The organism is Pseudomonas sp. (genome assembly GCF_030150285.1).
GTDB lineage: Bacteria > Pseudomonadota > Gammaproteobacteria > Pseudomonadales > Pseudomonadaceae > Aquipseudomonas.
The window spans coordinates 16,032-35,315 of sequence record NZ_JASLGE010000024.1; the positions used below are offsets into that span (position 1 = coordinate 16,032).

The window sequence follows — 19,284 nt, forward strand, 5'->3', positions numbered from 1 at the left end:
ATCTGACGCAATGAAAACCCTGGCTGCACTCTGCCTGCTGTTCACCCTCAGTGGATGCAGCTCAGTGCTGTTCTATCCCGAACCGGGTCAGCCGATCACGCCCACGGCGGCCGGGCTTGCGTACCGTGATGTCAATTTAAAGGCTGCTGATGGTACGCGCCTGCATGGCTGGTGGCTGCCGGCCAAGCCGGGTGTTCCGGTCAAAGGCACGGTGCTGCACCTGCACGGCAATGGCGGCAACCTTGCCTATCATCTGGGGGCCACCGCCTGGTTGCCCGAACAGGGTTATCAGGTGTTGATGCTCGACTACCGTGGCTACGGCCTGTCGCAAGGCACGCCCGGTTTGCCGGCGGTGTATCAGGACATTGACGCCGCCTTCGACTGGTTGCAGCAACAGCCCGACACGCAAGGCCAGCCGCTGATCGTGTTGGGCCAGAGCTTGGGTGGGGCGATGGGGGTGTATTATCTGAGCCAGCACCCTGAGCGCCGTGAGCAGGTCAAAGCGCTGGTGCTTGATGGTGTGCCGGCGAGCTACCGCGAGGTGGGGCAATTTGCTTTGAGCACATCGTGGCTGACCTGGCCCTTGCAAGTGCCGTTGTCCTGGTTCGTGCCGGATGGCGACAGCGCCGTGTATGCCATCCCCGGCCTGGACGGCGTGCCGATGCTGATCTTCCATAGCCTGGACGACCCGATTGTGCCGCTGTCAAACGGCCTGCGGCTGTATGAAGCTGCGCCCCTGCCCAAGGTGCTGCAATTGACCCGCGGCGGGCATGTGCAAACCTTTGCCGACCCGACCTGGCAGCACGTGATGCTGCGCTACCTGGACGACCCGCAGCATTTTAATGGCGTGCGGCGTCTGGGTGAAATCCCCAATTACCCCGCCGCTACGAATTCGAATAACGTTGAACCCGAGAGCCAACCATGAGTGAAGAACGTAACGCCATCCCGCTGATCATCACGGGTATTTGCACCATCATCGGCACCGTCGGCGTGCTGTGGTACTACGGCTACCTGCACTTTGCCAAACCTGAAGATGCCCTGTTGCTGAACGACTTCACCATGCTCAAGACCATTCCCGGTGAAGACTACAAAGTGTCACTGACCCCGGCTAACCAGGTGGCGCAGTGTATTGACGGCATCATTGTGCTGTTTGACACCGAGCAAAAAGGCCTGACCGGCGTATTGGTCAATAACAAGAAACAAGCCGTGCGCTGCCTGGGCCAGAAACCCCCGACACTGGAGCAATAAGTTCCACACCCCACGCCGGAGGGGCCGACCCGCCTTCAATGCCCTGTAGGAGCGAGCTTGCTCGCGATCTTTTGATCTTTAAACGCGCAATGACGCCGCGCTGTCGTTCAGCAGCCTTATCCATTGCTGCGGTCACGGCGACTTAAGGTTCCGGCTTTACGCCGTGCCACTTTGAAAAGCTGCACAGACCGGACACATGGTTGACGGGTGTACGGGGGCCCTTTAGATCAAAAACCAGATCAACAGATCACGAGCAAGCTCGTTCCTACAAACTCTGCCATCCGTAGGCGCAGCCGGTCGACGCTCGATTGCTCGCGATCTGTTGATCTTGCGCCTTCGAGGCCATAAAAAGCCCCGCCTGATCGCTCAGGCGGGGCTTTTGAGTTAACGCTTACTGCACCGAAGAACGCGGTGCTACAGGCTGGTTGTCATTCGAGATGGTGACTTCCACACGGCGGTTTTGTGCACGGCCCGAGTCGGTTGCGTTGCTGGCAACCGGGTATTCCTTGCCGTAGCCCTGCGCCACGATGCGGCTCGGATCAACGCCCAGGCGTACTAGCGCATTGCGCACCGAATTGGCACGACGCTCCGACAGGCCTTGGTTAAAGGCCGCCGAGCCGACGCTGTCGGTGTAACCTTCAACGATCACTTTGCGATCCGGGTTCTGGTTCAGGTAGTCGGCCAGAGTCTTGATGTTGCGCATGCCGTTGGGTTGCAGCTCGGATTTACCGAACTGGAACAGCACATCACCGAAGGTCACGAGGGTGCCGCGATCCGTTTGCTTGGCGTTCATGCCTTGCAGCTGTTTGATCTGGGCATCACGGGCGTCCAGCAGTGCCTGGGCACGGTCGGAACCGGCGGCTTTAAGCTTGTTTTCAGCGGTGCGCAGCGCGATGGTTTGCTTGGCCACTTCAATACGCTGATTGGTCAGGTAAGCCAGTTGGTCTACTTTGGTCTCTTTGTCGTTGTTCAGGTAAGCCTTCTCAGCTTTGTCCAGCCATTCGCCGGCATCCTTGGTTTCAAGGGCGGCAAGCTTGGTGGCTTCAGGGTTGGTCTGCAGGCCCGAGTAGTTGGTCTTGGCTTGTTCCAGGTTTACGTTTGGCTGGTGGGAGCACGCCGCCAGGCCAACGCTCAGAGCCAACAGGGCAGGAATCATGACTGTATTGCGCATAATATTTAGTCCTTTCTATCGATGAGGAATGCTGTGTCGCCAGGTGCAGTCAGGAAAGGGCGGCGCTTATTGCAAGCCGCGCATGCCTTCCTGACGCAGTTGTTGAATGGCTTTTTGAGCATCCTGTACAGCCCTCTCGGCTTTTGCGGCCTGCGCTTTACGTTCTGCTACACGAGCATCCCACTCTGCCTGTTCGGACAGGCGACGAGCGTCTTCATACTTTTTGTCATGCATCGCCAGTTCAGCGGCCTTGAGCTTGTCTTGGGCCGATTTCATTTCTACGGGCGCGTATTCGGTGGCCCCGGCACTGACGGCGTTGTTCACTGCCGATTGGGTCACGGCGTACTGTTCAGTCGGCGGGTTACCGGCGCAACCCGCCAAAACGAAGCTGGTACCGATCGCCAGCGCAGCCAGTTTTAGCCCGCGCAGGCGGGGTGATGCGGTTTTGACAGTGCGGGTCATCATGGTCTTCAACTCCATTGGAAGGCTCCTTAAAACTTAGAATTCCATCACACCAGCGGTGATTCTGTGGGTGTTGCAACACACGTCCAGCAGTGATGGTTATTGGCTGTGACCTGAGCGTTTTTTGAATAGTTCAAAAAAAGATGGCAAATGGCCAAATTGCGTCGAGCCGGTCTGATCAGTACAAAATGACCTTAGCCCACGGCAATGACTTGTCAAAAAGAGCCGTTGCAACGCACTCTTGTGTGAAGAGCTGGCCCCGGAATCTGCTGGAGAAATGGCTGATGAGCGATATTGATGCACGCTTGCGCGACGACGTTCACCTGCTGGGTGAACTGCTGGGTAATACCATCCGTGATCAGTACGGCGAAGCGTTTCTCGCCAAAATCGAGCGTATTCGCCAGGGGGCCAAGGCCGACCGGCGCGGCACCACGGGCGAGGAGTTGAGCACAATTCTGGGTGCCCTGGGCGATGATGAAGTACTGCCGGTGGCGCGGGCCTTCAACCAGTTTTTGAACCTGGCCAATATTGCCGAGCAGTACGAACTTATTCATCGGCGGGAAGAAGGCGAACCGGCACCTTTTGAGGCGCTGGTATTGCCCCGGCTGTTGGCGCGATTACTGGCAGAGGGGCAGGGTGCCGAATTCCTGGCGCGCCAGGTCAGTCGCCTCGATATTGAACTGGTGCTCACCGCGCACCCCACAGAAGTCACCCGGCGCACGCTGATCCAAAAGTACGATGCGATTGCCGAGCAGTTGGCCGCCCAGGATCATCGCGACCTGACCCTCGCCGAGAAAAAGCAGATTGAGCAGCGCTTGCAACGGCTGATTGCCGAAGCCTGGCACACCGAAGAAATCCGTCGTACCCGGCCCACGCCGATTGATGAGGCCAAGTGGGGGTTTGCGGTCATCGAACATTCGCTGTGGCACGCCGTACCGAACATGTTGCGCAAGGCCGATGAGGCGTTGCATGCGGCCACCGGTCTGCACCTGCCGCTTGAAGCCGCACCGGTTCGTTTTGCTTCGTGGATGGGCGGCGACCGTGATGGCAACCCGAACGTCACCGCTGGCGTGACCCGTGAAGTGTTGCTACTGGCGCGCTGGATGGCGGCCGATTTGTACCTGCGCGATATCGATAAACTAGCCGCTGAGCTGTCCATGCAACAGGCCACTCCCGAGTTGCTGGCCGTGGCTGGAGAGCGGGCTGAGCCATACCGTGAGGTACTCAAGCAACTGCGTGAGCGCCTGCGCGCGACCCGCAGTTGGGCGCACAGTGCGCTGAGCCTTGCGCAACCGGCTCCCGAAGCCGTGTTGCAGGACAACCGTGACCTGCTGGCACCGTTGCAACTGTGCTACCGGTCGCTGCATGCCTGCGGCATGGGGGTCATTGCCGACGGGCCGCTGCTCGATTGCCTGCGCCGTGCTGTGACCTTTGGCCTGTTTCTGGTGCGCCTGGACGTGCGCCAAGATGCAGCGCGCCATACCTCGGCCATGACCGAAATCACCGACTACCTGGGGCTGGGTCGTTACGAAGACTGGGACGAAGACGCGCGACTGATCTTTCTGATGCGCGAGCTGAATAACCGCCGACCGCTGTTGCCCGGGTATTTCAAACCCGCCGCCGACACCGCTGAAGTGCTGGCCACCTGCCGAGAAGTGGCCGCAGCTCCGGGGGCTTCACTGGGCTCTTATGTGATCTCCATGGCCGGGGCGGCTTCGGACGTACTGGCCGTGCAATTGCTGCTCAAAGAGGCCGGGCTTGAGCGCCCGATGCGCGTCGTGCCGTTGTTTGAAACCCTGGCCGACCTGGACAATGCGGGGCCGGTAATTGAGCGCCTGTTGCAACTGCCGGGCTACCGCTCACGCCTGTCGGGCCCGCAGGAAGTGATGATCGGTTACTCCGATTCGGCCAAGGATGCGGGCACCACGGCCGCCGCTTGGGCGCAGTATCGGGCTCAGGAAACCCTGGTCAACATCTGCCACGAGCAAGGTGTTGAGCTGCTGTTGTTTCATGGCCGTGGAGGCACGGTTGGGCGTGGCGGTGGCCCGGCCCACGCGGCCATTTTGTCGCAGCCGCCGGGCTCGGTAGCGGGGCGCTTCCGTACGACTGAGCAGGGTGAAATGATCCGCTTCAAGTTCGGCCTGCCGGACATCGCCGAGCAAAACCTCAACTTGTACCTGGCTGCAGTACTTGAGGCCACGTTGTTGCCGCCGCCTTTGCCCGAACCCGGCTGGCGCACGTTGATGGATGAACTGGCCGCTGACGGGCTCAAGGCATACCGTGGCGTGGTGCGTGATAACCCGCAGTTTGTGGAGTACTTTCGCCAGTCCACGCCCGAGCAGGAATTGGGCCGCTTGCCCTTGGGCAGCCGCCCGGCCAAGCGTCGGGCGGGAGGTATTGAAAGCTTGCGGGCGATCCCGTGGATTTTTGGCTGGACACAAACCCGCCTTATGTTGCCCGCATGGCTGGGCTGGGAAACGGCCTTGAGCCAGGCACTGGCCCGCGGCGAAGGTGATCGGCTGGCGCATATGCGTGAGCAATGGCCGTTCTTTCGTACCCGCATCGACATGCTGGAGATGGTGCTGGCCAAGGCGGACGCTGACATCGCCCGGCTCTATGACGAGTGTCTGGTGGCCGATGAACTGCTGCCATTGGGGGCTCACTTACGCGACTTATTGTCGCAGGCCTGCGCGGTGGTGCTGGGGTTAACCGGGCAAACGCAGTTGATGGCGCACAGCCCGGACACCCTGGAATTTATCCGCTTGCGCAACACTTACCTGGACCCTCTTCATTTATTGCAGGCGGAACTGCTGGCCCGCTCACGACGCCAACAAACCACCCAAGACAGCCCTCTGGAACAAGCATTGCTGGTGACTGTGGCCGGAATTGCGGCCGGTTTGCGTAACACCGGCTAAGAAAAAAACAGGATCAGATGTCGCCCAACGAGCGCTTGGGCGGCTCTCGAATGAGACCGCCCGATGTTTGCAAGCGACACTTTCGTGTGGGGTTGCGACCTGTAGCACCGCGTCATAAGCGCCGGTTTACCTACGATTATTCCTACTTTTGCCGTCTTGTGTGGGTCGGGCCTGCTGTGTATCTTGATCAGCCTTTGGCCGTTTATGCAGCCATAACCCTATTCTGAGACTGGTCCAAAGAGGCGAGTCAGTTGTTATTTAAATAAAAATTTGAGGAGCACATCGATGCGCGTAATTCTGCTGGGAGCTCCCGGGGCCGGTAAAGGTACTCAGGCAAAGTTCATCACTGAAAAGTTTGGCATTCCACAAATCTCTACCGGCGACATGTTGCGTGCTGCCGTCAAAGCCGGCACTGAGCTGGGCCTGATCGCCAAAGGCGTCATGGACAGCGGTGGTCTGGTCTCTGACGACCTGATCATCAACCTGGTCAAAGAACGTATCGCCCAGGACGACTGCAAGAATGGTTTCCTGTTCGACGGCTTCCCGCGCACCATTCCACAGGCCGAAGCGCTGGTGAAAAACGGCGTTGAACTGGACCACGTTCTGGAAATCGCGGTTGAAGACGAAGAAATTGTTCAGCGTATTGCTGGCCGTCGTGTTCACGAAGCGTCGGGTCGCGTTTACCACATCGTCTATAACCCGCCAAAAGTGGAAGGCAAAGACGATGTGACCGGTGAAGACCTGGTTCAGCGCAAGGACGACACCGAAGAAACCGTTCGTCATCGCCTGTCGGTTTACCATTCGCAAACCAAGCCACTGGTCGCGTTCTACCAGAACCTGGCGGCTACCCAGGGCAAGCCCAAGTACAGCCACGTTGAAGGTGTCGGCTCGGTTGAAGCCATCACCGCCAAGGTGCTGGAAGCCCTGAGCTGATCGTCGATTAGCGCCAATCCAACAGCCCGCTTGCGGGCTGTTGTTGTTTATACTGCGACACTTTTTTCATTTTGATTCTGACGGGAACACCGATGAGCACCTTGCTGGCCCTGGATACCGCGACTGAAGCCTGCTCTGTTGCCTTGCTGCACGATGGCAAGGTCACGAGCCACTACGAGGTGATCCCGCGCCTGCATGCGCAAAAGCTGCTGCCGATGATTCAGGACTTGCTGGCGCAGGCCGGTGTCGAGCTGTCGGCCGTCGAGGCGATTGCCTTCGGTCGCGGGCCGGGTGCATTCACGGGCGTGCGCATCGCTATCGGTGTGGTGCAGGGCTTGGCGTTCGCGCTGGATCGCCCGGTGTTGCCGGTCTCCAACCTGGCTGTGTTGGCGCAACGCGCCTACCGCGAGCACGGCGCGACCCAAGTGGTGTCGGCCATCGATGCGCGCATGGACGAGGTGTATTGGGGCTGCTACCGCGAGCAAGCGGGCGAGATGCGCTTGGTCGGGGCCGAAGCGGTATTGCCACCCGACGTTGCCGGTTTACCGGAAGGGGCCAGCGGCGACTGGTTTGGCGCGGGCACTGGCTGGGGCTATGCCGAGCGTTTGAGCGTCAAACCCTATGCCTTGGACGCCGGCATGCTGCCGCACGCTGAAGACCTGCTGACCCTGGCGCGCTTTGCCTGGGCGCGGGGCGAAGCGATTGTGGCCGATGAGGCCCAGCCGGTGTACCTGCGTGACAAAGTGGCGGCGACCAAAGCCGAGCGTGGTCTCATCTAGCTCCCGTAGGAACGAGCTTGCTCGTGATCTTTTGACTTTTAAAAGCTCGCGCCTACAAGCGGTCATCCGTGTATTTGCTTAGTCGGGCCAACGCCGCTAAATTGCTATTATTGTTACCGAGCTTGCCTGTATGCGTATTGACGGTTTTTCCTCACAGTCCCCCCCCATCAAGCGTAAGCCTCGCCAAGGCAAGACGCAGATTGATGACGCGGTGCAAGACAGTGAAGAAGCTCCTGACAATACGCCTCAGCCGGCCCGTTCGCGGCCATCCGTTGAACGCATCAGCCAGTTGCCGGTACGCTCCCAAGACATGATCTTCCAGCGCGCCATGAGTAAAAGTGCAGCCAGTGCTCTGGCCAGTTACCTGACAACAGCAGGTTTTGTCGACTGGGAAACCGAAGTGCTAGGGCTGGATCTGTACATTTGAAGCTCCTTCCTTATTACCTGGGTTGCCCGTCCTGGAGCGACACCGCCTGGCGCGAAGGGTTGTACCCGCAGAATGCCCGCCAAACCGATTTTCTCAACCTGTACGCCCAAGTGTTCAACGCCGTCGAAGGCAACACCACGTTCTACGCCCGGCCCGCGCCCGCTACCGTCGAGCGCTGGGCCCAGAGTGTGCCCGAGCATTTCCGCTTAACAGCCAAGTTCCCAAGGGAAATCAGCCATGGCGGTGATTTGCGAGAGCAACAGCACGCAGCCGAAGACTTCCTGCGGCTTCTGAAGCCTTTGGGAGTGCGTGTAGCGCCTTTTTGGCTACAACTGCCAGCGAGCTTTGGCCCACAGCGTTTGGCTGAGCTGGTGAGCTTTATAGACACGCTGGGCCGTGAGTTGGCGGTGGAAGTGCGTCACCCGGCGTTCTTTGCCAAGGGTGATGAAGAACGGCTGCTCAACCGTGTGCTCATGGACCGTGGGGTTGAACGTATTTGTCTGGACCCGCGTGCCTTGTTCAGTTGCGCGTCAACGGCCCCGGCGGTGTTGCACGCGCAATCGAAAAAGCCCAGGGTGCCGCCACGCCCGGCCGCGTTTACCCGCTTCCCGCAGGTGCGTTTTATCGGTCGCCCGGAACTGGAGGCCAATGACCCTTACTTGCGGCCTTGGGTCGAGAAAGTGGCGAGCTGGATCGAAGAAGGGCGCACGCCTTATGTGTTTTTACACACGCCGGACAATCACCGTGCGCCGGAACTGGCGCGGCGTTTTCATCAGCAATTGAGTGAACGTTTACCGGGGTTGCCCGAGCTGGCGCAGTTGCATGCGCCCCAAACCACCGAACAGTTGGGGCTGCTTTAAGCGGCCAGGCGCAGGTTGTTGACGACCAGCGGCCGTGCCCAGCCCAGGTCGAAGTCCATCGCCCGTTGCTGTTCGATCAGGGTCAGTGCATCGAACGGTTCGGCGGGCGGGGGTAGCAAGTCCAGCTCCAATTCGGCGATGGGCAGGTGCAAGGGGCGCGGCTCCTGGCCGGGACCCGGTGCTGGCAGCGGGTGACCTTGTGCCATGACGAGCGGCCGTCTCCAACTGTTGTCGAGGTCTTGCTGGTGCTGTTGTTCAGCCAAGGCTTCGCTGGAGAAGGGCGGTGCCGGCGGGGGCAGCAAATCCAGTTCGAATTCGGCGATGGGCAAAAACAGCGCTTCAGGTGGGCGCAGTTCGGTGTCCTGTACGTCGCAATGACGCTGGGTCACGATACTGCCCAGTACATCGTTGCCCCCGGGTGGCTCGGTGTTTTCATCCACTTGCAGCACCGAGGTATCGGGCGCGGGGAAATCGCCCGCTTCGGCCTGTTCCGCCAACGCTTGGGCGTAGAAGTCCTTCCACAGGTGATTGACACTGCCCGTGACCTGGGAATTGTGCCGGCCAAAGTCGCCAAGTGGGGCGATAAAGCCGATGGAAGTAGAATGAATGTCTGACATAGCTCTCGGACGACGCCCAGCTCTGGCAAAATGCGGGATATGTCATTTATCGGCAGCGTTTGCCGATCATTAAATTTTTGAGCGTGGTTTCAATGAGTGAGCAAGCAGCGGGCTGTTGTATCAAAGTCGAGGCGTTGGGTGAGGCCCATCAGGCTTCAGCCGAGCAGTGGGCTGAGCGCCTGGGGTTGCCTTTAGAGGTGGCCGACGCGGAGTTCGCCCTGCAAGTGGGTGACCAAGGCTTGCAGCTACAGCAACTGGGCCCTGATGCTCCGGGCCCGGTGCGGGTCGATTTCGTGGAGGGCGGCGCGGCGCATCGGCGTTTGTTTGGCGGCGGCACCGGGCAGATGATTGCCAAGGCCGTCGGCATCCAGCAAGGCGTGCGCCCCCGTGTGCTGGATGCCACGGCGGGCCTGGGCAAGGACGCGTTTGTACTCGCCAGCCTGGGCTGTGAAATGAGCCTGATCGAACGCCAGCCCTTGATCGGTGCACTGTTGGAAGATGGCTTGCGCCGTGGCTTGAGCGACGACGAAGTGGCTCCCATTGTGTCGCGCATGCGCTTGCTCAAAGGCAATTCAATTGACGTGATGCGCGACTGGGAAGGCGAACCGCCCCAGGTAATCTACCTGGACCCGATGTTTCCCCATCGTGAGAAAACCGCGCTGGTGAAGAAGGAAATGCGTTTGTTCCGGCCGTTGGTGGGGGATGACAACGATGCCCCGGCGTTGCTGGAAGCCGCCTTGGCCTTGGCGAGCCATCGCGTGGTGGTCAAACGCCCGCGCAAGGCTCCGTGCATTGCGGGGCCCAAGCCAAGCCATGCGCTGGATGGTAAATCGAGCCGTTACGATATTTACCCGAAGAAAGCGTTGAAACCCTGATACAGGTCGCGAGCACGTTCGCGCCTGCTGGGGCGTGAGCTTGCGAGCGTTTCAGGCAGGCCGATAAGCCCGCGTAAAGACAGCGACCACTTCCTGTACATGCGCCTCGGCTTCTTCGGCGGTCAGCACCCCGCCGTAGCCGTAAAGCAGGCGAAAGTTCGGCGACCCCTTGAGCATGCAAAAAAAGTGCTCTGCCGCGTAATGTGCCCCCTCAATGTGTAGCGCGCCGGTCTGATGAATTTTATTGAGCAAGCGCTCCATCTCCATCACCACCCGCTCTGGCCCTGCCTCAAAGAATATTTGGGACAGCTTCGGGTCCTGGCTACCCAGCGTCACCATCAATCGATGCAGGTTGATCGACTCTTCGCTGTTGATCAGCGCCAGAAATCCCCGGCCAATGGCGAGTAGCACCGTTTCAATCGGCACGCCGTGCGGCAGGTCAAAGAACAAATCCGGCAATTGTTCCGAGCATTTGGCCAGGATCGCTGAAGAAAACAGCGTCTCCTTGTCGGTGAAATGGCTGTAGACCGTCAGCTTTGACACCCCGGCCAGGCCCGCGACCGCGTCCATGCTGGTGTTGGCATAGCCGTGGGTCAAAAACAGCGATTTGGCGGCATCAAGGATCGCTTGGCGCTTGGCCATGTCCTTGGGGCGCCCTGGGGCATTCAGAGGTAAAGGTTTGTCAGACATTTCCGTTATTACTGGACTGGTGAGTTTAGGATTAATAACATAGTGCCAGTATAAGTATTCCAAGCCTCATTAGCGAAAGGTCATCTCCATGTTGCGCCATGCCTTGCCCCGCGCTGTGCCTGTGTGTCTGATGTTTTTACTGTCGGCATGCGGGCATGAAGAGCCGCCCCAAACCAGTATCAGCCCGGCGGTGGTCATCCAGCCCCAGCCCTCGGCTCAGGCGAATCAAAGTTACCCCGGTGAAGTGCGGGCGCGATTTGATCCGCAGTTAGCCTTCCGTATCGGCGGCAAGGTGGCCCGGCGCCTGGTGGATGAGGGTGAGCGGGTCAAGGCCAACCAGCCTCTGGCCGAACTGGACTCACAGGACGTGCGCCTGCAACTGGAGTCGACCCGTGCCCAAGTGGCTGCCGGCCAGGCCAATTTGAACCTGGTGCGGGCAGAACGTGACCGCTACAAAACCTTGCTGGACCGGCAGATGGTCAGCCGCTCCCAGTTCGATAACGCCGAAAACCAGTACCGCTCTGGCGAGGCCAGGCTTCAGCAGCTTAAGGCCGAACAGGATGTGGCGCGCAATAAGGCCAGTTATGCCGTGTTGCGCGCCCCGCAGGATGGGGTGATTGCACAGCGCCAGGTTGAGGTCGGGCAAGTGGTTGCAGCTGGCCAAACAGTCTTTACCCTGGCGGCCGACGGCGAGCGTGAAGTGCTGATCAGCCTGCCGGAAAACGATTTTGGCCGCTTCAAGATTGGCGTGCCGGTATCGGTTGAGTTGTGGTCGCAACCCGGCCAGCGTTTGACGGGGCAGATTCGTGAACTGTCACCGTCAGCCGACCCGAAATCACGCACCTTCGCTGCCCGAATTGCCTTTACGGCGGGCAAAGTACCGGCCGAGCTGGGGCAAAGCGCCCGCGTGTTTATTGAAAGTGAGAGCGGGGGCGTGCTGTCGGTGCCGCTGTCGGCGTTGAGTGCTGAAAATGGGGCCACCTATGTGTGGCGTGTCGGGCCAGGCAACACGCTTGAACAGGTGCCTGTGCGTGTGGGCCCTTATGGCGAGAAAACCGTGCCGGTGCTGGAAGGCCTGAAACCTGAAGACTGGATCGTCGCGGCCGGGGTGCATGTGTTGCATCAAGGTCAGCAGGTGCGGCCGGTTGATCGCTCCAATCGCACGATTAACGTGGCAGCCAAGGAGTAATCCCGATGGGTTTTAACCTTTCTGCCTGGGCGTTGCGCAATCGCCAGATCGTGCTGTTTTTGATGTTGCTGGTAGCCGTTGTCGGCGCGTTGTCCTACACAAAGTTAGGGCAAAGCGAAGATCCGCCGTTCACGTTCAAAGCGATGGTCATTCGCACGCTATGGCCTGGTGCGACGGCAGAAGAAGTGTCGCGTCAGGTCACCGAACGTATCGAAAAGAAGCTGATGGAGACCGGCGAGTACGAGCGCATTGTCTCGTTCTCGCGCCCTGGCGAGTCGCAAGTGACCTTTATGGCCCGCGATTCCATGCACTCCGCTGATGTGCCGGAGCTGTGGTATCAGGTGCGCAAGAAGATTGCCGATATCCAGTACACCTTGCCTGCGGGGGTTCAGGGGCCTTTTTTCAATGATGAATTCGGCACCACATTCGGCAATATCTACAGCCTGAGCGGCGACGGCTACGACTACGCGGTGCTCAAAGACTACGCCGACCGCATCCAGATCCAGCTGCAAAGGGTCAAAGATGTCGGCAAGGTCGAACTGCTGGGCCTGCAAGACGAAAAAATCTGGATCGAACTGTCCAACCTCAAACTCGCGACCCTGGGCTTGCCGCTCGACGCGGTGCAAAAAGCCCTGCAAGAGCAAAACGCCGTGTCGACGGCAGGTTTCTTCGAGACGCCGACGGAGCGGGTGCAATTGCGCGTCAGCGGTAACTTCAAGACGGTCGAGGACATTGAGCGCTTCCCGATTCGTGTTGGTGACCGCACGTTCCGTATCAGCGATGTGGCCGATGTGCGCCGTGGCTTTAATGACCCGCCTGCACCACGCATGCGTTTTATGGGGCAAGATGCCATTGGCCTGGCCGTCGCAATGAAGGACGGCGGCGATATTCTGGTGCTGGGTAAAGCGCTGGAGGTTGAGTTCGAGCGGATCCGCAAGCACCTGCCGGCGGGCATGCAACTGAGCAAGGTGTCAGACCAGCCGGCAGCGGTGAAAACCAGTGTTGGCGAGTTTGTGCAGGTGCTGGTGGAAGCGTTGGCCATCGTGCTGCTGGTGAGCTTTTTCTCCCTCGGTGTGCGCACCGGCATGGTGGTTGCGCTGACCATTCCGCTGGTGTTGGCCATGACCTTTGCCAGCATGTATTACTTGGGCATCGGCTTGCACAAGATTTCCTTGGGGGCGCTGGTGCTGGCGCTCGGGCTGTTGGTGGACGACGCCATCATCGCCGTGGAAATGATGGCGATCAAAATGGAGCAGGGCTACGACCGCTTCAGGGCCGCGAGTTTCGCCTGGACCAGCACGGCTTTTCCGATGCTCACCGGTACGTTGATCACGGCGGCAGGTTTTCTGCCGATTGCGATGGCGCAGTCGAGCACGGGCGAATACACCCGTTCGATTTTCCAGGTGGTGACCCTTGCGCTGCTGGCGTCCTGGGTCGCGGCCGTGGTGTTTGTGCCGTACTTGGGGGCGTTGCTGCTGCCGGATCTGGCGAAAATCCATGCGGCCAAGCACGGCACTGACGCGGGCGCGCATGACCCTTACGGTACACCGTTCTATCAGCGCGTAAGGCGGGTAGTGGAGTGGTGCGTACGCCGCCGCAAGACTGTGATCACGTTGACCGTGTTGCTGTTTATGGGCTCGGTGGCGCTGTTCAAAATTGTCCCGCAGCAGTTTTTCCCGGCCTCGAGCCGCCTGGAACTGATGGTCGATCTTAAACTGGCCGAAGGTGCCTCGTTGAGCAACACCACTGAACAGGTACAGCGCCTCGAAGCCTTGCTCAAGGACCATCCGGGGATTGTCAATTATGTGGCTTACGCCGGCACCGGTTCGCCGCGCTATTACTTGCCGTTGGACCAACAACTGCCCGCGGCCAGCTTTGCCCAGTTTGTTGTCCTGGCAGACACTATCGAGGCTCGGGAAAGTTTGCGCACCTGGCTGATCGAAACCCTTAACGAGCAGTTCCCTGAAGTGCGCTCGCGGGTCACTCGCCTTGAAAACGGCCCTCCCGTGGGGTACCCGGTGCAGTTCAGGGTGACGGGCGAGCACATCGAAGAGGTGCGTGCGTTGGCCCGAAAAGTGGCAGCCAAGGTTCGGGAAAATCCTTATGTCGTCAACGTGCACCTGGACTGGGAGGAACCGAGCAAAGTGGTGTACCTCACCATTGATCAGGACCGTGCACGGGCGTTGGGCGTGAGCACAGCTAACCTGTCGCGCTTCCTGCAGAGCACCTTGCGCGGTTCCGCTGTGAGCCAGTATCGCGAAGACAACGAGTTGATCGAAATCTTGTTGCGTGGCACGCCTCAGGAACGTGCCGACCTGTCGCTACTGCCCAGCCTGGCCGTGCCGACCGAGAATGGCCAAAGCGTCGCCTTGTCGCAGATCGTGACCCTGGAATATGGCTTTGAAGAGGGCATTATCTGGCACCGCAATCGCCTGCCGACCGTTACAGTGCGTGCCGATATTTACGGCAAGGAGCAACCGGCCACGCTGGTCGAGCAGATTCTGCCGACCTTGCAAGACGTGCGTGCCGAACTGCCGGATGGTTACTTGCTGGAAGTGGGCGGTACGGTCGAAGACTCAACGCGCGGGCAGGACTCAGTGAAGGCCGGTGTGCCCTTGTTTATCGTGGTGGTGTTGACCTTGCTGATGGTGCAATTGCGCAGTTTCTCGCGCATGGTCATGGTGTTCCTGACCGCGCCGCTGGGCTTGATCGGTGTCACGCTGTTCCTCCTGGCGTTTGGCAAGCCGTTTGGGTTTGTCGCGATGCTGGGCACTATCGCCTTGTCCGGGATGATCATGCGTAACTCCGTCATCCTGGTGGATCAGATCGAACAGGACAAAGCGGCGGGGCTTGATCCGTGGCAGGCGATTATTGAAGCGACCGTGCGCCGGTTCCGCCCCATTGTACTGACGGCCCTGGCGGCGGTGCTGGCGATGATCCCGTTGTCCCGTAGCGTGTTTTTCGGGCCGATGGCGGTTGCGATCATGGGCGGCTTGATCGTGGCGACTGCCTTGACCTTGCTGTTTCTGCCGGCCTTGTATGCGGCGTGGTTCAAGGTGAAAAAACATTGAGCCACAACACGACTGCTCCTATGGATGGCAGAGTTTGTAGGAACGAGCTTGCTCGTGATCTTTTGATCTGGCTTTTGATCTAAAGGGCCCCCTTAAGCCACGCTGGCTGAACGCAGGTTTTGCGCAGTGGGTAACCCGGCAGGATGCCGGGTTAGCCGCGACACGGCCAAGGAGGCCGATCGCGGCGGCCCACGGCGTAAAGCCGGAGCCTTAGGTGGCCGTAACCGCAGCAATGGATCTGGCTGCTGAACGACAGCGCGGCCCCTGCTACAGGTGTTTACAGGGTGCCAAACACCTTTTTCGCCAAGCTGGTGGCGGCGGCAGCCGGGTTTTGGCGGATGTTTTCTTCCTGTTTGCCGATCATCTCGAATAAACCGTTCAATGCCTGTTCGGTCACATAGCTTTCGATGGTGGCGTTTTTATTTTGCATCACTCCCAGTGCGGCGGCTTGCCCGGCAAATGCGTTGTATTGCTGGGCCAGGCCGACTTTGTCGGTGGCCTGTTTCACGATGGGCAAGAACTTGGCGCGTATCTGTTCGCGGCTGCTTTTGTTCAGGTACTGCGTGGCCGAGTCCTGGCCGCCGGTCAAAATGCCCTTGGCATCGGATACGGTCATGTTTTTCACCGCATTCACCAGCAGGGCCTGAGCCTGCGGCACAGCGGCTTCAGCGGCTTTGTTCATGCTGCTCTCAAGCTCATCCACTTGAGTGCCCATCCCGAACTGCCGCATTTTGTTCGCCACTTTGCCAAGGTTGCCCGGCAATTCGATTTTCACCTCGGGGTTATTGCTGAAACCGCCAGGTGTGCCCAGTTGTTTCACCGCAATCTGCGCGCCTTGGGTCAGGGCGTCTTTGAGGCCGCCGGTGGCGTCTTTCTGCGACAGGTCGCTGAGTGACACCGCCAAAGCGTTGGCCGAGATCAAGAGGCTTACACACAGCCCCGCCAGTCGTAGAGTCGGGCGCACCATGGCCGTTTCCTTATTGAGTGACTTGATTAACACGCAACCGGATCGGTTGCAGGTGTTTGGCATTCAAATCAATGCTGTTGCGTTCTGTGGTGATAAACAACAATTGGCCATTATCTTCAATGCGGGCGCTGATGGCGTAGGTATGGCCAGATTTGACCTGTGCAGGGTCGTAGGTCAGGTGGAACGGCAAAGGCACCTGCCCGTTGACGGGGCCACTTTGCGTGGCCAGTGTCACGGCGGGTGCGTCAGCCAGTGAAACGTCCTGCAGGCTTACTTCCAGCGTAGCAGTCGGAGGAAGAGCAATGCGCTGTAGGTAATACACTTCGCCGTCGAGGGTGGCTTTCGGGGCCGGGGCCATTGAGCTGCAAGCGCCGAGCAGGGCGGTGAGGCTCAGCAGTGCTATTTTTTTCATCGTGAGAAGCTCCGTTTCATGTCTGGTTAAGGTATTTCACACCGGGTTGGATTGCACGGGCTGACTGTTTCCCCGCGGCCCGGGTTTTGCCCAGGCCTTTGCTGCTCTGCGCTCTGCCCTCTGCCCTTTTCAGTGCGGATCGGCCACTTGCGGGGTGTCAGCGGCATCTTCTGCCCGGTGCAACGCCACTTGACGAATGGACAGGCGAATTTCGGCGGGCAACACGCGTTTGGCCGCACCCTCGGCCAGTTCGCCGAGCAGTTCGTGGTAGCTCAACTTGCCATTGGCATCGCGGCGCAAGACGTCTTCTTCGAGCAAGGTCTCGATAAAGTGGCGGAACAGGCTCTTGTCGAAGAACTCGGGTGCATTGAGCCCATGCAGAATCGACAGGCGCTGGGCCATCATGGTGCACAGATCTTCCAGTTCCTCGGCGCTCAAGGTGTTCTGGCCACTGTTGAGCAGCAGTGAAATGGCCATATAGAAGCGCTGTAGGGTCTGCGCGATGCTTTTTGACAGCAGCGTCAGCAGCACAAAGTGGCGTGAGCTGGGGGCCGGGCGCAGGTACACGTCGTTCTCAAACCGCAACAGGCCCTGTTCGACAAAGGCGGTGAGCCATTGGTCGACGATGCTGTCCAGTTCATTGCGTGGCCAGCGGATAAACAACTCCGATTGCAGGTACGGGTACAGCGCGTGGGTATAACGCAGGATTTGCTCGCGGGTCATGCGCGAACTGCTTTGGAAGAAACTGGCCAGCAACGCGGGCAGCGCAAAAATATGCAGCACGTTGTTGCGGTAGTACGTCATCAGCACCGCATTCTGCTCGTCCAGGTAAAGAATTTTACCCAGCGCATCGCTTTGCTCTGACAGCAGGTTCATTGCCTTGACGTGTTCGATCAGCGCCCGGCCATCGCCCTCGGGCAGGGTGGTGTGGGGCGAATAGGGCACACGGCGCAGCAGGGCCAGGTACAAGTCCAGCACCCGGGCCATGGCCCGGTCGTCCAGGGCCAGCCGGCTGGTGGACAGCAGCGCCAGCGCAACCAGGTTGACCGGGTTGATGGCGGCGGCTTCATTCAAGTGGCGGGCCACTTTCTCACCCAGGTGATGGGTGGTGGCGCTCAACCACTCCGGCCGGTATTCCGGTGCCAACGCTTGCTGGCGCCAGCCGGGTTGTTCCTGGTCAAGAAACTCGGCGAGCTTGATCGGCTCGCCAAAGTTGACGGCAACCTGGCCAAATTTCTGCTTCTTAAGGGCACCGATGACTTTGAAAATATCGAAGATCGATTCCTTTTTCTTGCTCGCCCCGCGCAGCTCTCCGAGGTAGGTACGGCCTTCAAGCACACGCTCGTAGCCGATGTAGACGGGTACAAACACAATCGGTGTGCGTGATGAGCGCAAGAAACTGCGCAAGGTGATGGCCAGCATCCCGGTTTTCGGTTGCAGCATGCGCCCGGTTCGCGAACGTCCGCCCTCGACGAAGTACTCCACGGGGAAGCCTTTGGTGAACAGGGTGTGCATGTACTCGTTGAACACCGAGGTGTACAGCGGGTTGCCCTTGAAGGTGCGGCGCATGAAAAAAGCGCCGCCACGGCGCAGCAAACTGCCAATCACCGGCATGTTCAGGTTAATGCCCGCGGCGACGTGCGGCGGTGTCAGGCCATTGCGGAACAACAGGTAGGACAGCAGCAAATAGTCGATATGGCTGCGATGGCACGGTACGTAGATGATCTCGTGGCCGGGGGCGACGTTTTGCACACCTTTGATATGGCTGACCTTGACCCCATCGTAGATCTTGTTCCAGAACCAGCTCAGTATCACTTCGAAAAAGCGAATCGCGGTGTAGGTGTAATCCGAGGCGATTTCGTTGGCGTAGCGCAGTGCCTGGGCTTTGGCTTTTTCTGGCGTGATGTTTTCACGCTGGGCTTCATCAAGGATCGCCTGACGTACAGCGGGTTCGTTGACCAGCCCTTTCACCAAGTTGCGGCGGTGTGACAGGTCGGGCCCAATCACTGTGGTTTTCAAGTTGCGAAAATGCACCCGCAAAATACGTTGAGCCATGCGCACTGTGCGTTCATGGCCTTTGTTTAGGTCGACAAGCTCACGCAAATGGATGGGTGCTGAGAACTGCACGCGGGTTTTGCGGCCCAGAATCAGGATGCGCAGCAAGCGGCGCAAACGCCCGGTCACCGCCCAGCTGTCAGCAAACAGCAACTTCCAGGGGCTGGACTCACTGTCGGGCGACTGGCCCCAAAACACACTGACGGGGATGATTTGCGCATCTTCGCTCGGGTTGTGGGTCAGGCCATCGACCAGGCGGGTCAAGGTGGGCGGTGCGCCGCGTTTATCCTGGCGGCCCAGCCAGTCGGGCGCGGGGGTCAGGTAGAAGAAAGCCGCCGGCTCGATGCTCTGGCCTACGGCCACCGCCAGTACGGGGCGCGGCAGGCCAGCCTTGGTGCATTCGGTGTCGATTACCGCCAGTTCGGTCAGTGAGGGCGACTGCAATACGTAGAACACTGGCCGGCTACGGTCCAGGTTCAGGGACAGGGACGACTGATTAATCGTCTCCGAGCGCACCCACAGGTAAAGCAAGCGCCGCAGGGCACCAAATACAAGGCGGTGGAGAGGAGATGGAGTCATACGGCTTCTGCGTTAGAGGATTAAAACGAGTGTT

General features: G+C 59.3%; 17 protein-coding genes. 10 read left to right on the forward strand and 7 right to left on the reverse strand.

Annotated features, from left to right (window positions below):
- Positions 1 to 10: 10 nt before the first annotated feature.
- Both Q1W15_RS04335 and Q1W15_RS04340 read left to right on the forward strand, forming a co-directional pair.
- A complete protein-coding gene (locus Q1W15_RS04335) occupies positions 11 to 925 on the forward strand; it encodes an alpha/beta hydrolase (RefSeq protein ID WP_300723672.1) in 915 nt (304 codons plus the stop codon).
- Complete coding sequence (locus tag Q1W15_RS04340; protein WP_300723687.1) at positions 922 to 1,248, forward strand: hypothetical protein; 327 nt, start codon at positions 922 to 924, stop codon at positions 1,246 to 1,248. The genes Q1W15_RS04335 and Q1W15_RS04340 overlap by 4 nt, the downstream gene beginning before the upstream one ends.
- Positions 1,249 to 1,639: 391 nt before the next feature.
- Here the strand turns inward: Q1W15_RS04340 and Q1W15_RS04345 are convergent, their stop codons facing one another.
- Both Q1W15_RS04345 and Q1W15_RS04350 read right to left on the reverse strand, forming a co-directional pair.
- Entirely contained in the window at positions 1,640 to 2,419 is a 780-nt protein-coding gene (locus Q1W15_RS04345) for an OmpA family protein (RefSeq protein WP_300723695.1), read from the reverse strand.
- A 66-nt stretch (positions 2,420 to 2,485) separates the two neighbouring features.
- Positions 2,486 to 2,884, reverse strand: coding sequence for a DUF4398 domain-containing protein (locus tag Q1W15_RS04350; protein ID WP_300724285.1), 399 nt, complete (start codon positions 2,882 to 2,884; stop codon positions 2,486 to 2,488).
- A gap of 281 nt (positions 2,885 to 3,165) precedes the next feature.
- Between Q1W15_RS04350 and ppc the strand changes: the two genes are divergently transcribed.
- From ppc to Q1W15_RS04375, 5 genes are all read left to right on the forward strand, one after another.
- On the forward strand, positions 3,166 to 5,796 hold the full coding sequence (ppc, locus tag Q1W15_RS04355) for a phosphoenolpyruvate carboxylase (protein ID WP_300723706.1): 2,631 nt from the start codon (positions 3,166 to 3,168) through the stop codon (positions 5,794 to 5,796).
- Positions 5,797 to 6,081: 285 nt separating this feature from the next.
- Positions 6,082 to 6,729: an adenylate kinase gene (adk, locus tag Q1W15_RS04360; protein WP_300723721.1), complete on the forward strand. Its 648-nt coding sequence runs from the start codon at positions 6,082 to 6,084 to the stop codon at positions 6,727 to 6,729.
- 92 nt (positions 6,730 to 6,821) lie between these two features.
- Positions 6,822 to 7,508, forward strand: a complete 687-nt coding sequence (gene tsaB / locus Q1W15_RS04365) for a tRNA (adenosine(37)-N6)-threonylcarbamoyltransferase complex dimerization subunit type 1 TsaB (RefSeq protein WP_300723760.1) — start codon at positions 6,822 to 6,824, stop codon at positions 7,506 to 7,508.
- A gap of 130 nt (positions 7,509 to 7,638) precedes the next feature.
- Positions 7,639 to 7,935 carry a hypothetical protein gene (locus Q1W15_RS04370; RefSeq protein ID WP_300723764.1) on the forward strand — a complete coding sequence of 99 codons (297 nt, stop codon included), beginning with the start codon at positions 7,639 to 7,641 and terminating at the stop codon, positions 7,933 to 7,935.
- Positions 7,932 to 8,795, forward strand: a complete 864-nt coding sequence (locus Q1W15_RS04375) for a DUF72 domain-containing protein (protein ID WP_300723779.1) — start codon at positions 7,932 to 7,934, stop codon at positions 8,793 to 8,795. Before Q1W15_RS04370 ends, Q1W15_RS04375 begins: the two co-directional genes overlap by 4 nt.
- Here Q1W15_RS04375 and Q1W15_RS04380 read toward each other — a convergent pair.
- Complete coding sequence (locus Q1W15_RS04380; protein ID WP_300723792.1) at positions 8,792 to 9,412, reverse strand: energy transducer TonB; 621 nt, start codon at positions 9,410 to 9,412, stop codon at positions 8,792 to 8,794. The genes Q1W15_RS04375 and Q1W15_RS04380 overlap by 4 nt on opposite strands.
- A 92-nt stretch (positions 9,413 to 9,504) precedes the next feature.
- Between Q1W15_RS04380 and Q1W15_RS04385 the strand changes: the two genes are divergently transcribed.
- Positions 9,505 to 10,287 (forward strand): class I SAM-dependent methyltransferase, encoded by a 783-nt coding sequence (locus tag Q1W15_RS04385; RefSeq protein ID WP_300723805.1) that lies wholly within the window; start codon positions 9,505 to 9,507, stop codon positions 10,285 to 10,287.
- Positions 10,288 to 10,338: 51 nt separating this feature from the next.
- On the opposite strand, the gene Q1W15_RS04390 is transcribed toward Q1W15_RS04385, so the two are convergent.
- Positions 10,339 to 10,977 (reverse strand): TetR/AcrR family transcriptional regulator, encoded by a 639-nt coding sequence (locus Q1W15_RS04390; protein ID WP_300723818.1) that lies wholly within the window; start codon positions 10,975 to 10,977, stop codon positions 10,339 to 10,341.
- Between the two features lie 88 nt (positions 10,978 to 11,065).
- On the opposite strand from Q1W15_RS04390, the gene Q1W15_RS04395 reads away from it, so the two are divergent.
- Entirely contained in the window at positions 11,066 to 12,166 is a 1,101-nt protein-coding gene (locus tag Q1W15_RS04395; RefSeq protein ID WP_300723833.1) for an efflux RND transporter periplasmic adaptor subunit, read from the forward strand.
- 5 nt (positions 12,167 to 12,171) lie between these two features.
- Entirely contained in the window at positions 12,172 to 15,237 is a 3,066-nt protein-coding gene (locus Q1W15_RS04400; protein WP_300723846.1) for an efflux RND transporter permease subunit, read from the forward strand.
- Between the two features lie 277 nt (positions 15,238 to 15,514).
- Here Q1W15_RS04400 and Q1W15_RS04405 read toward each other — a convergent pair whose 3' ends face one another.
- The 3 genes from Q1W15_RS04405 to plsB form a co-directional block, all read right to left on the reverse strand.
- A complete protein-coding gene (locus tag Q1W15_RS04405; RefSeq protein ID WP_300723862.1) occupies positions 15,515 to 16,204 on the reverse strand; it encodes a DUF4197 domain-containing protein in 690 nt (229 codons plus the stop codon).
- Positions 16,205 to 16,214: 10 nt separating this feature from the next.
- Positions 16,215 to 16,616, reverse strand: coding sequence for a YbaY family lipoprotein (locus tag Q1W15_RS04410; RefSeq protein ID WP_300723876.1), 402 nt, complete (start codon positions 16,614 to 16,616; stop codon positions 16,215 to 16,217).
- Between the two features lie 129 nt (positions 16,617 to 16,745).
- Positions 16,746 to 19,250, reverse strand: coding sequence for a glycerol-3-phosphate 1-O-acyltransferase PlsB (plsB, locus tag Q1W15_RS04415; RefSeq protein ID WP_300723889.1), 2,505 nt, complete (start codon positions 19,248 to 19,250; stop codon positions 16,746 to 16,748).
- Between the last annotated feature and the right edge of the window lie 34 nt (positions 19,251 to 19,284).

Coding starts and splice junctions, on each gene's coding strand:
- tsaB (WP_300723760.1), top strand. CDS start 6,822: ATGAGCACCTTGCTGGCCCTGGATACCGCGACTGAAGCCTGCTCTGTT.
- Q1W15_RS04350 (WP_300724285.1), bottom strand. CDS start 2,884: ATGATGACCCGCACTGTCAAAACCGCATCACCCCGCCTGCGCGGGCTA.
- Q1W15_RS04385 (WP_300723805.1), top strand. CDS start 9,505: ATGAGTGAGCAAGCAGCGGGCTGTTGTATCAAAGTCGAGGCGTTGGGT.
- Q1W15_RS04345 (WP_300723695.1), bottom strand. CDS start 2,419: ATGCGCAATACAGTCATGATTCCTGCCCTGTTGGCTCTGAGCGTTGGC.
- Q1W15_RS04410 (WP_300723876.1), bottom strand. CDS start 16,616: ATGAAAAAAATAGCACTGCTGAGCCTCACCGCCCTGCTCGGCGCTTGC.
- Q1W15_RS04395 (WP_300723833.1), top strand. CDS start 11,066: ATGTTGCGCCATGCCTTGCCCCGCGCTGTGCCTGTGTGTCTGATGTTT.
- Q1W15_RS04370 (WP_300723764.1), top strand. CDS start 7,639: ATGCGTATTGACGGTTTTTCCTCACAGTCCCCCCCCATCAAGCGTAAG.
- ppc (WP_300723706.1), top strand. CDS start 3,166: ATGAGCGATATTGATGCACGCTTGCGCGACGACGTTCACCTGCTGGGT.
- plsB (WP_300723889.1), bottom strand. CDS start 19,250: ATGACTCCATCTCCTCTCCACCGCCTTGTATTTGGTGCCCTGCGGCGC.
- Q1W15_RS04340 (WP_300723687.1), top strand. CDS start 922: ATGAGTGAAGAACGTAACGCCATCCCGCTGATCATCACGGGTATTTGC.
- adk (WP_300723721.1), top strand. CDS start 6,082: ATGCGCGTAATTCTGCTGGGAGCTCCCGGGGCCGGTAAAGGTACTCAG.
- Q1W15_RS04390 (WP_300723818.1), bottom strand. CDS start 10,977: ATGTCTGACAAACCTTTACCTCTGAATGCCCCAGGGCGCCCCAAGGAC.
- Q1W15_RS04380 (WP_300723792.1), bottom strand. CDS start 9,412: ATGTCAGACATTCATTCTACTTCCATCGGCTTTATCGCCCCACTTGGC.
- Q1W15_RS04405 (WP_300723862.1), bottom strand. CDS start 16,204: ATGGTGCGCCCGACTCTACGACTGGCGGGGCTGTGTGTAAGCCTCTTG.
- Q1W15_RS04400 (WP_300723846.1), top strand. CDS start 12,172: ATGGGTTTTAACCTTTCTGCCTGGGCGTTGCGCAATCGCCAGATCGTG.
- Q1W15_RS04335 (WP_300723672.1), top strand. CDS start 11: ATGAAAACCCTGGCTGCACTCTGCCTGCTGTTCACCCTCAGTGGATGC.